Origin of the sequence: Mesorhizobium sp. M1E.F.Ca.ET.063.01.1.1, assembly GCF_003998155.1 — a bacterium.
Lineage (GTDB): Bacteria > Pseudomonadota > Alphaproteobacteria > Rhizobiales > Rhizobiaceae > Mesorhizobium.
Map to the genome: position 1 here is coordinate 1 of NZ_RZSC01000192.1, position 9,251 is coordinate 9,251.

The window sequence follows — 9,251 nt, forward strand, 5'->3', positions numbered from 1 at the left end:
TCCCTCCCCCACGCCCGACTTCCTAGCGTTCGAGGAGACCCGCCCATGCCTGAGCCCCGCCGATCGACCATCGATACCGGCGAAGTCGAGCGCTTCTCCGCCCTTGCCGCAGAATGGTGGAACCCGAACGGCAAGTTCCGGCCGCTGCACAAGTTCAACCCGGTGCGGCTTGCCTATATCCGCGACCAGGTGGCGAGCCGCTTCGGCCGCGACCCGCGCGCGGCCAGGCCTTTCGAGGGCCTGCGTTTCCTCGACATCGGCTGCGGCGGCGGGCTTTTGTGCGAACCGATGGCGCGGCTCGGCGCCGACCACCTCGGCGCCGACGCCTCCGCCACCAACATCGAAGTGGCGAAACTGCATGCGGCCGAGGCCGGTGTTGGCATCGACTATCGCGCCACCACGGCCGAGGCGCTGGCGGACGCCGGCGAGACCTTCGACGTCATCCTCAACATGGAGGTGGTCGAGCATGTCGCCGACGTCGATCTGTTCGTCGCCAAATGCAGTGAGATGGTCCGGCCCGGCGGCATCATGTTCGTCGCCACCATCAACCGCACGCTGAAGGCGCTTGGCCTTGCCATCATCGGCGCCGAATATGTGCTGCGCTGGCTGCCGCGCGGCACTCACCAGTTCGGCAAGCTGGTGCGGCCCGAGGAGTTGGCAAAGGCGCTCGGCGCGGCTGGGCTCTCGGTCATCGACCGCACCGGCGTGATCTATCATCCGCTGGCCGACCGCTGGCAGAGGTCCAAGGACATGGACGTCAACTACATGGTGCTGGCCGAGAAGGCTTCGGTCTGATCGGCCTGCACGACGGCGTTCGTCTTCACGCCGGCTGAGCCTGCGCCCTCGCGCTGGTCTGGTTTTGTGCTTTCGTCGTGATGAAAACGCCGGCCGTGATGATGGCCGCACCCAGCCAGGTCAGCAGCTGATAGTGCTCGCCAAGGAAGATCGTGCCGGCAAACAGCCCGACCGCTGCCGCCACATAGCCGATCTGGCTGAGATAGACCGGTCCGCCGACCGCCTGCAGCCGGAAGAAGAAGGCGAACATCGCCGACGCCGACGCCACCTGTCCGGCGGCCACCAGCGGCACGCCGCCGAGCGGAGCGAACGCCTGCCAGCCGAATAGCGTCAGGATGCCGATGAGAAGCAAGGTCGCCGCCGCGAGATGACTGCCCACGGCGAGTTCGATCGGACCGGTTGATTCCGGCCAGTCGACGGTGCGGTAGATGTTGCCGGCGGCCAGGCTGACGGGGATCAGCAGCCCGATCGCCACCCAGAAATAGTCCGCCGGCTGGCCAGCCTCGCCTCGCGTGAGCGCAACCATCACCGCGCCGATGAAGCCGACGGCGATGCCGACGACGCCGAGCAGGTTGGGGCTCCTGACGCCGAGCAGGATCGAAAAGACCAGCGTGATGACCGGCGAGAGCGTGAACATGATGCCCGTGTATCCGGCGCCGAGATGCGGAATGGCCGAGAACATCAAAAGATTGGGAAAGGCATAGGACACAGCCGCCGTGACGAAGAAATAGCGGAGCTTGCGCGCCGTCAGCCGGATGCGCTGGCCAAGCAGCAGAAGTGCTACCAGCAAAACGCCGCCGGCGCCGAATGAGATGACGAAAGCCCAGACCATGGCCGGCACGCCGGCGGTTGTCGCGAGCTTGCCGAAAGGCAGAGTCATGCCGAGCAATCCGCCGGTGACGAGCAGAAGGCCGAGTGCCGAATCCCAGAGAAGTTTCTTCATTAGACGGCTCCGTGCTTCGATCGGCGCTTGGCCGCTTGTCCATCTTAAGATAAGATAGCGCAAAGATTCTTAACGTCAAGATACTTTGCGGTGAGGCACATGGACCGTGCGGCGAGGGCGATCGAGCAGTGGAAGCGCGAACGACCGGATCTCGACGTCTCGCCGATGGCCGTGATCGGGCGGTTGAGCGAAGCCGCATCGTTGATCTCGCGGGACCGGCTGGCGCCGCTCTTCGCCCGCTTCGGACTGCAGCAAGGCGAATTCGACGTGCTGGCGACGCTTCGTCGCTCAGGCACGCCTTACGCCCTGACACCGACCGAGCTCTATGAAGCGACGATGGTGACGTCAGGCGCCATGACTGCCCGCCTCGACCGGCTGGAAAAGGCCGGCCTGATCCAGCGCGCGCCGCATCCCAGCGACCGGCGCGGGGTTGTTGTCCAGCTCACCGCCAAAGGCCTCGAGCTCATCGATGAGGCGCTTGCCGCCCATGTCGCCAACGAGCACCGGACCCTCGCCGGCCTGACGCGCGAAGACCGGGAGGCATTGGCAAAATTGCTGGAAAAGCTGATCGGAAGTCTGAGCCAGACAGCCGGCTAGTTCCGGTCCTCCGGAAAGCTCGGGATCGGCATGAACTCGACGCCGTCTTCGGCGAGGCTTTGCGCCTCCTCCGTCGTCGCCTCGCCATAGATGCCGCGCGGATCGGTTTCGCCGAAATGGATCTTGCGCGCTTCCTCGGCAAACTTGTCGCCGACATAGTCGGCATTCTCGCGCACTTTGTCGGCCAGCGCCTTGAGTTGCGCCAGCGCCTGCTTCTGCGCCTCGCCCATGGCTAAAGCCACCTTTTCTTGGCTGCGCGAGGTGGAAACGGCCGGCGCCATCAGCGCCTTCTGAACCTTGTGCGAACCGCAGGCCGGGCAATCGACCAAGCCGCGCTTCTTCTGCGTGTCGAAGTCGTCGTTGCTGCGGAACCAGGCTTCGAACTCGTGCTCGTGCTCACAGATAAGCGAAAAGCGGATCAAGAGGCTGCACCCCTGAGGCGCGGCGCCTCGCCCTCGCCGGCATTGACGGTGAAATCGCGCGCATTCCGGAGGTTGGGTATCTTGCGGCGCGCGGCGAGCGACTGCGCCGGATCAATCTCGGCGACGATCACGCCTGGCTCGTCATGCGCGGCCTCGGCGATGACGCGGCCCCATGGATCGACGATCAGCGAATGGCCATAGGTCTCGCGGCCGTCCTCGTGCAGGCCGCCTTGCGCGGCGGCGACGACATAGGCGCCATTCTCGATCGCTCGCGCTCTCAGGAGCACATGCCAGTGCGCCTCGCCGGTCTGGCGGGTGAAGGCGGCAGGCACCGAAAGCACCTCCGCTCTTGCCAGCGCCTCGGCGCGGAAAAGCTGCGGGAAACGCAGATCATAGCAGACGGCGAAGCCCAGCCTGACCCCTTCGATATCGGTCACCACCGCTTCCGTTCCAGGCTCATAGGAGGCGGATTCGCGCCAGCTTTCGCCATTGTCGAGGTCGACATCGAACATGTGGATCTTGTCATAATTGGCGACCGCGGCGCCGTCGGGGGCGAACAGGAACGCGCGATTGGCAAGCTTGCCGTCGGCGCGGCGGATGGCTGTCGAGCCGATATGGAGGTAGATGCCAAGCTCCTTCGCCAGCTTGCCGGCTGTCGAAACGACAATGTCCTTGTCCTCGGTGGTGAAGGCGGCGGCACCCGCTTCCTTGTCGCGCACGAGCGCGCCGGTCATCTCCGGCGTCTGGACATAGGTCGCGCCCTGGTGTGCCGCCTCGCGCACCAGCCTTTCCATGTCGGCAGCATTGCGTTCCGGGCTGGTCCCCGAACGCATCTGCACCGCTGCCGCCTTGAAAACACCCATGATCAAGCCCTCGCTCCGTTGGCAAGCAGCATGTCCAGCCGGCCCTGCGACTCCAGTTCATGGAGGTCGTCGCAGCCGCCGACATGCGTATCGCCGATGAATATCTGCGGAAAGGTGGTTCGCCCATGCGCCCGGGAAATCATTTCCTGGCGCAGTTCCGGCGAGAACGACGCGTCGTGCTCGGTATAGACCACACCCTTGCGCTCGAGCAGCCGCTTGGCGGCGGTGCAATAGCCGCACATCATCCGGGTGTAGATCGTCACGTCGACCATCGGTCAGTCATCCTGCCTGTGCATACCGCCCAGCGGTTGTGTGAAAACGACATGCACCAAAACTACAGCTAAACCCTATATAGTCGCGGACTCATCGGCCCGAAAGTCCCCAGGCAGGACGCGGGCGAAGGTCAGCACGTCGACTGCTCCGGCACCGCCCTTTTTCAGCGCCTTGGCCACCGCCCGCACGGTGGCGCCGGTGGTGAAGACGTCGTCGATGACGAGCACCCTGCGCCCAGCGATGTCGATCTCGGCTTCCGGCGGGACACGAAAAGCGGCGCGCACATTCTCCTCGCGCTCGTGCCGCTCCAGCCCGACCTGCTGGCGGGTAAGCTTGACGCGCCGCACCGCCGCCGGTGAAAAAGGCAGACCGCTCAGCTTCGATACCGCCCGCGCCAACTCCGCCGACTGGTTGAACTGTCTGCGGAAAAAGCGCCGCCAGTGCAGCGGCACCGGCACCACGACGTCGGCTTCGGTGATCAATTCCGCCCCGGCGCGCATCATCCAGCGCGCCATCCACGGCGCGAGATCGGTGCGATCCTGGTATTTCAGTCCTTGCACCATCTGGCGCGCGACACCTGAATAGACGACCGCCGCCCGCGCCCGCTCGAAAGGCGGCGGATCGGCGATCGCCTCGGCGGAGAGAAAACCCTCGCCCATGTCATGGATAAAGGGCGTACCCATCACCGGACACCAGGGCTTCTCCAGCAACCGGAGTTTCGGCCAGCAGGCGCCGCACAGCACGCCGGGCTGCGAAACGTGGCGGCGGCAGCCGGCGCAGACCGGCGGAAACAACATGCGCGCCGGCCAACCGAGCGCCTGCCGCGCCGTATCCTTGATCGCAATGGTCTTGATCTTGTGCACCGGATCGGCCACGTGAAGTGAAACCCCACGCCACCATAGCATCGGTCCGCCATGCGCGGGCAATAGGAATAGCCCATTGCAGTCCTTGATCGATACGGAGCTTTGGCTTGCACACAAGCGCCGGGCACTCGCTCGTCCCGTCGAAGGCGCCGATTTCCTGATGCGGCGGGCGGCGGAGGACCTTGCAGACCGGCTGGGCGCCGTTGAGCGAAGGTTCGGCAAGGCGGCGGCGCTGTTCTGCCAGACATCGGCCGCGACCAAAGTGCTCGCCGGCAGCGGCAAGGTGGCCGACATCGTTCGCGTGGAGACGGACCAAGCCTTCCTTGCCGGCGAAACTGGTGTCGTCGTCCCGGCGGAAACCGTGCCGTTCGAAGCCGAAAGCCTCGATCTCGTCGTCTCGCTGCTGTCGCTGCAGGCGATGAACGACATCCCCGGCGTGCTCGCGCAGATTCGTCGCGCGTTGCGGCCCGACGGGCTGTTCCTTGGCGCATTGGCCGGTGCAGGCACGCTTGCGGAGCTGCGCGAAAGCCTGCTTGCCGCCGAGACCGAGCTTCATGGCGGCGCGAGCCCTCGCGTTCTTCCGTTCACCGATGTGCGCGACGCCGGCGCATTGCTGCAGCGTGCAGGCCTGGCGCTGCCGGTCGCCGACGTCGAGACGGTCACGGCGCGCTACTCCTCGCTGTTCGGCCTTGCCGCCGATCTGCGCGCCATGGGCGAGACCAGCCCGCTGTTCGATCGCAGCCGGCGACCCGCCACCAGGCGGCTGTTCGCCCGTGCCGCCGAAATTTATGCCGAACGGTTTTCAGACCCGGACGGCCGCATCCGGGCGAGCTTTTCGATCGTGTGGATGTCCGGCTGGGCGCCCGACGCCTCGCAGCAGAAGCCGCTCAAACCCGGCTCGGCCAAGGTCTCGCTGAAGACGATCCTGGAGAAGCCGACGGGGCATTGACCGATCGGCCCCGCGGTCCGGAGCAATTCCAGGAAAAGCGTGTACCGGTTTCCGTCGGAAATTTCGTAAAAACAAATAGTTAGAGCGGTTCAGCGATCCCGCCAACGCCGGACCGCTAATGCGGTCAGTGCTGGGCAAAGGCGTTGGCAAGCCTGCTGTTGTTGTCGCTGAACAACCACTGGATCGCATCCGCGGCCTTGCCGACGCCGCCGATGATGACGAGCGACAGCACGGTGACGATGAGACCGTATTCGATGGCCGTGGCGCCCGATTCATCTTTCGCGAATTGCTGCAGCAGGTTTTTCATGGTCGTCGATCCCTCTTGTGGGGAACCATAGGGCCTACCCGTTAAGAAAGGTTAACGGCAAAAGCTTAACGGGGGGTGAAACAGCCACTTCTCGCTGAATTTATTAACCAATTAGCAGTCGCCATGGCGACTGCCGTCGTTGCGGATCACGCAGATGGAACTTGGCAGCGGCTGCAGCACGCTTCGCCGCAGTGTGTAGGTGTCGCGGCGGCCGATCGAGCCGGTGCTGGTCATGTCGAGCCCGCTGGCCAGGCCGCCACGCGCGCTCTGCGACCGCGTCTGGCTGTCGAGGAAAGGCGTCGCGATCAGCGCCAGCGCCACTGCAGCCGATCCGAAAAGCAACGTGATCCGCAAAATGCCCATGCCGGCATCGGCGGCGCGGAAAGTACGATCGGGCCGGATCGAGTCCCAGTCTCTCTCGAGGCTCATGGAATGGCTCCAAACAAAATCGGGCATGCCGCCGCGCGGACGACTTCGCCTCAATCTTCCATGTCGAGATAAATCTTCCATTAACGCTGCCTAAAACAGACGAGGCAAAGGCAGCTCGCGGCTACTCCAGGAAAAGTGCGTAGCCGTCTGGTGGAAACGCCGAACTGCTCTGACGATCACAACAGATCGATGAGAAACTGGATCAGTGGCGCGTCCGCCGGCGGCATCGGATAATCCCGCATCTGCCGTGGCCTCACCCATTTCAGCCCCTGCCCTTCCTTCGGCTGCGCGATGCCGCGGAAACGCCGGCAGACATAAAGCGGCATCAGCAGGTGGAAATCGTCATAGCTGTGGCTGGCGAAGGTGAGCGGCGCGAGGCAGGGTATCTCGGTCTCGATGCCGAGCTCTTCATGCAGCTCGCGGATCAGGCACTCTTCCGGAGTCTCGCCGGGCTCGACCTTGCCGCCTGGAAACTCCCAAAGGCCCGCGAGTTGCTTGCCTTCGGGGCGCTGCGCCAGAAGCACGCGCCGGTCGGCGTCGACCAGCGCGCAGGCCGCGACGAGGAGCAGGCGCTTTCCGGCTGGCTTGATCTCGCTCATGCGCCCGGCGGCCGACGATAGTGGTAGCGGTAGACTTCCTCGAAGCCGAGCGACCGGTAGAGCGACAGCGCCGGGACATTGCCGGCTTCCACCTGCAGCCAGGCTTCGCGCGCGCCGCGCAGCCGCGCCCATTTCAGCGCCGACAGGATGAGGTTGCGGCCATGACCCTTGTTGCGAGCCGACTTCTCGGTGGCGACCTCGAACAGCCCGGCGAGATCGCCGTCATGGACACAGATCAGCGTCGCGAGCGGCTCGTTGCCGTCTTCGAGCGCAAACAGCCCCGCTTCGGGCTGGATGGCGCCGATGACCTCCGACAGGCCGGGCCGCAGCGAGACATCCGAGCTGCTCGTCCTGATCGCCGCGCCGATGAAGCGGCTGATGTCCTTCAGCGGAATCTGGTCCATCGCGGCGTCGAGCTCAGCCTCCTTGAGCGGCAGCCGCATCACCAGCGACTCGTCGAACCGGCTCCAGCCCGCCTCGTCGAGATGCTTCGACAGCACCGGCCCCGAAAGCGGCGACATGCGAAAGGTCAGCGGCCGGCCGTAGGCGTCGAAACGGCGGCTGGCGCGCATGATCCGCTCGGCAATGTGCTGGGTGTCGCCCGGATCGAGCGGGTTGACCGAATTCAGACGCTTTGCCGGATGGCCGGCCGTCAGCCGCACCACCCATGTCCCGTCATAATGGACGGCCGCCGCCGGCCAAGCGCGAAAACCCGCCGCCTCGTAGCGGCGCACGATCGCAAGCACGCTTGCCGGATGCCTCGACACCGGCGCCATCAGCTCCGGTAGTCGCCATTGATGGCGACATATTCCTTGGTGAGGTCGCAGGTCCACACCGTCGCCTTGCCGCGGCCGATGCCGATATCGGCGCGGATGCGGATATCGTCCCGCTTCATATAAGCCGAGGTCGCTTCCTCGGAGTAAGCCGGATCACGCTCGCCCTCATGCGCCAGCCGGTTGTCGCCGAACCAGATCGACAGCCGGTCGCGGTCGGCCGGCTCGCCGGCCTTGCCGACGGCCATGACGACGCGACCCCAATTGGCGTCCTCGCCGGCGACCGCCGTCTTGACCAGCGGCGAGTTGGCGATCGAGAGCGCGATGCGCTTGGCCGAGCGGGCGGACTTGGCGCCGGTGACGGTGACCTCGACCTGCTTGCGCGCACCCTCGCCGTCGCGCACCACTTGCAGCGCCAGCGACTTCAGCACCTTGCCGAGCGCGCGGCGGAAGGCGCCGAGCCGCGCATCCTTCGGATCGCTGATCGCCGGGGCGCCGCGCGCGGCTGCCTTGCCGGTTGCAAAGAAAAGCAGCGTGTCGCTGGTCGAAGTGTCGCTGTCGACGGTGACGGCGTTGAAGGTCTTGGCCGTGCCGCGCGACAACAGGTCCTGCAGCACGGGCGCGGCGATCGGCGCGTCGGTGGCGATGAAGGAGAGCATCGTCGCCATGTCGGGCGCGATCATGCCGGCGCCCTTGGCGATGCCGTTGATGGTCACGTCGGCGTCGCCGAGCTTCACGGTCTGCGTCGCCACCTTCGGATAGGTGTCCGTGGTCATGATGGCCTTGGCCGCGTCGGTCCACAGGTCCGGCTTGCCATCCTTCACCAGGGCGGCAAGCAGGTGGCTGAATTTGTTGGTGTCAAGCGGTTCGCCGATGACGCCGGTCGAGGCCAGGAACACCTCGCTCTCGGCACATCCTGCCGCCTTTGCCGCCGCCTCGCCGGTCAGCGCGGTTGAAGCCTTGCCCTTCCTGCCGGTGAAGGCGTTCGCGTTGCCGGAATTGACCACCAGCACCCGCGCCTTGCCGGCGGCAAGGTTCTGGCGGCAGTAGTCGACCGGCGCCGACGGGCATTTCGAGCGCGTGAAGACGCCGGCGACGGCCGTGCCCGCATCGAAGACCATGGCAAGCAGGTCGGTGCGATTCCGATATTTGATCCCGGCCTCGGCGGTCGCGATGCGCACGCCCTCGATGACCGGCATCTTGGGATATTTCTTCGGTGCGAGCGGCGAAATCGTAGCGGACATCGGGACCCCGGAGCGGCAATAACGCGAAAAGAACGCCGGTTTGCCCGATACGGCGCCACGGCGCAAGGGCGTTTTGATGGCCCTCGCAAGGTGTCGGGCGTGGCCGGCGTGGATGGACCCACACGATCGGTCGGAGCGCTCAGGAATGCCCGCTCAGGAACGCAATGATCCGCTCGGCCGTCTCGGCCGGGAAT

At 65.4% G+C, this 9,251-nt stretch carries 13 protein-coding genes; 3 read left to right on the plus strand and 10 right to left on the minus strand.

What is annotated here, in order from left to right:
- The first annotated feature begins 45 nt into the window (after positions 1-45).
- Positions 46-795, plus strand: coding sequence for a bifunctional 2-polyprenyl-6-hydroxyphenol methylase/3-demethylubiquinol 3-O-methyltransferase UbiG (ubiG, locus tag EOA29_RS15750; RefSeq protein ID WP_127221114.1), 750 nt, complete (start codon positions 46-48; stop codon positions 793-795).
- 25 nt (positions 796-820) lie between these two features.
- On the opposite strand, the gene EOA29_RS15755 is transcribed toward ubiG, so the two are convergent.
- Complete coding sequence (locus tag EOA29_RS15755) at positions 821-1,738, minus strand: DMT family transporter (protein ID WP_127221115.1); 918 nt, start codon at positions 1,736-1,738, stop codon at positions 821-823.
- A 99-nt stretch (positions 1,739-1,837) separates the two neighbouring features.
- Here EOA29_RS15755 and EOA29_RS15760 point away from each other — a divergent pair, with 99 nt between their 5' ends.
- Complete coding sequence (locus EOA29_RS15760; RefSeq protein WP_126091757.1) at positions 1,838-2,335, plus strand: MarR family transcriptional regulator; 498 nt, start codon at positions 1,838-1,840, stop codon at positions 2,333-2,335.
- Here the strand turns inward: EOA29_RS15760 and EOA29_RS15765 are convergent.
- The 4 genes from EOA29_RS15765 to EOA29_RS15780 all read right to left on the minus strand — a co-directional run bounded on the left by EOA29_RS15765 (position 2,332) and on the right by EOA29_RS15780 (position 4,768).
- Positions 2,332-2,757, minus strand: a complete 426-nt coding sequence (locus EOA29_RS15765) for a DUF1178 family protein (protein WP_126091756.1) — start codon at positions 2,755-2,757, stop codon at positions 2,332-2,334. The two genes, EOA29_RS15760 and EOA29_RS15765, sit on opposite strands and share 4 nt — an antisense overlap.
- The gene (locus EOA29_RS15770) at positions 2,754-3,620 is read right to left on the minus strand and encodes a carbon-nitrogen hydrolase family protein (RefSeq protein ID WP_126091755.1); all 867 of its coding nucleotides are present in this window, start codon (positions 3,618-3,620) and stop codon (positions 2,754-2,756) included. Before EOA29_RS15770 ends, EOA29_RS15765 begins: the two co-directional genes overlap by 4 nt.
- Before the next feature lie 2 nt (positions 3,621-3,622).
- Complete coding sequence (grxC, locus tag EOA29_RS15775; protein WP_126091754.1) at positions 3,623-3,892, minus strand: glutaredoxin 3; 270 nt, start codon at positions 3,890-3,892, stop codon at positions 3,623-3,625.
- Positions 3,893-3,967: 75 nt separating this feature from the next.
- Positions 3,968-4,768 (minus strand): ComF family protein, encoded by an 801-nt coding sequence (locus tag EOA29_RS15780; RefSeq protein WP_126095735.1) that lies wholly within the window; start codon positions 4,766-4,768, stop codon positions 3,968-3,970.
- A 64-nt stretch (positions 4,769-4,832) separates the two neighbouring features.
- Here EOA29_RS15780 and EOA29_RS15785 point away from each other — a divergent pair, with 64 nt between their 5' ends.
- Positions 4,833-5,705 carry a methyltransferase domain-containing protein gene (locus EOA29_RS15785; protein WP_127221116.1) on the plus strand — a complete coding sequence of 291 codons (873 nt, stop codon included), beginning with the start codon at positions 4,833-4,835 and terminating at the stop codon, positions 5,703-5,705.
- Positions 5,706-5,829: 124 nt separating this feature from the next.
- Here the strand turns inward: EOA29_RS15785 and EOA29_RS15790 are convergent, their stop codons facing one another.
- The 5 genes from EOA29_RS15790 to argJ all read right to left on the minus strand — a co-directional run bounded on the left by EOA29_RS15790 (position 5,830) and on the right by argJ (position 9,057).
- Positions 5,830-6,012, minus strand: coding sequence for a Flp family type IVb pilin (locus EOA29_RS15790; RefSeq protein ID WP_126091752.1), 183 nt, complete (start codon positions 6,010-6,012; stop codon positions 5,830-5,832).
- Between the two features lie 111 nt (positions 6,013-6,123).
- Positions 6,124-6,441 (minus strand): hypothetical protein, encoded by a 318-nt coding sequence (locus tag EOA29_RS15795; protein ID WP_126091751.1) that lies wholly within the window; start codon positions 6,439-6,441, stop codon positions 6,124-6,126.
- 176 nt (positions 6,442-6,617) lie between these two features.
- Positions 6,618-7,040 (minus strand): (deoxy)nucleoside triphosphate pyrophosphohydrolase, encoded by a 423-nt coding sequence (locus EOA29_RS15800; protein ID WP_126091750.1) that lies wholly within the window; start codon positions 7,038-7,040, stop codon positions 6,618-6,620.
- Positions 7,037-7,816 (minus strand): GNAT family N-acetyltransferase, encoded by a 780-nt coding sequence (locus EOA29_RS15805; protein ID WP_189350517.1) that lies wholly within the window; start codon positions 7,814-7,816, stop codon positions 7,037-7,039. The genes EOA29_RS15800 and EOA29_RS15805 overlap by 4 nt, the downstream gene beginning before the upstream one ends.
- The gene (gene argJ, locus EOA29_RS15810; RefSeq protein WP_126091749.1) at positions 7,816-9,057 is read right to left on the minus strand and encodes a bifunctional glutamate N-acetyltransferase/amino-acid acetyltransferase ArgJ; all 1,242 of its coding nucleotides are present in this window, start codon (positions 9,055-9,057) and stop codon (positions 7,816-7,818) included. The genes EOA29_RS15805 and argJ overlap by 1 nt, the downstream gene beginning before the upstream one ends.
- Positions 9,058-9,251 lie beyond the last annotated feature (194 nt).

What these genes read in the sequence shown, in the direction of transcription:
- ubiG (WP_127221114.1), top strand. Translation starts at nt 46, where the DNA reads ATGCCTGAGCCCCGCCGATCGACCATCGATACCGGCGAAGTCGAGCGC.
- grxC (WP_126091754.1), bottom strand. Translation starts at nt 3,892, where the DNA reads ATGGTCGACGTGACGATCTACACCCGGATGATGTGCGGCTATTGCACC.
- EOA29_RS15800 (WP_126091750.1), bottom strand. Translation starts at nt 7,040, where the DNA reads ATGAGCGAGATCAAGCCAGCCGGAAAGCGCCTGCTCCTCGTCGCGGCC.
- EOA29_RS15790 (WP_126091752.1), bottom strand. Translation starts at nt 6,012, where the DNA reads ATGAAAAACCTGCTGCAGCAATTCGCGAAAGATGAATCGGGCGCCACG.
- argJ (WP_126091749.1), bottom strand. Translation starts at nt 9,057, where the DNA reads ATGTCCGCTACGATTTCGCCGCTCGCACCGAAGAAATATCCCAAGATG.
- EOA29_RS15760 (WP_126091757.1), top strand. Translation starts at nt 1,838, where the DNA reads ATGGACCGTGCGGCGAGGGCGATCGAGCAGTGGAAGCGCGAACGACCG.
- EOA29_RS15755 (WP_127221115.1), bottom strand. Translation starts at nt 1,738, where the DNA reads ATGAAGAAACTTCTCTGGGATTCGGCACTCGGCCTTCTGCTCGTCACC.
- EOA29_RS15795 (WP_126091751.1), bottom strand. Translation starts at nt 6,441, where the DNA reads ATGAGCCTCGAGAGAGACTGGGACTCGATCCGGCCCGATCGTACTTTC.
- EOA29_RS15805 (WP_189350517.1), bottom strand. Translation starts at nt 7,816, where the DNA reads ATGGCGCCGGTGTCGAGGCATCCGGCAAGCGTGCTTGCGATCGTGCGC.
- EOA29_RS15770 (WP_126091755.1), bottom strand. Translation starts at nt 3,620, where the DNA reads ATGGGTGTTTTCAAGGCGGCAGCGGTGCAGATGCGTTCGGGGACCAGC.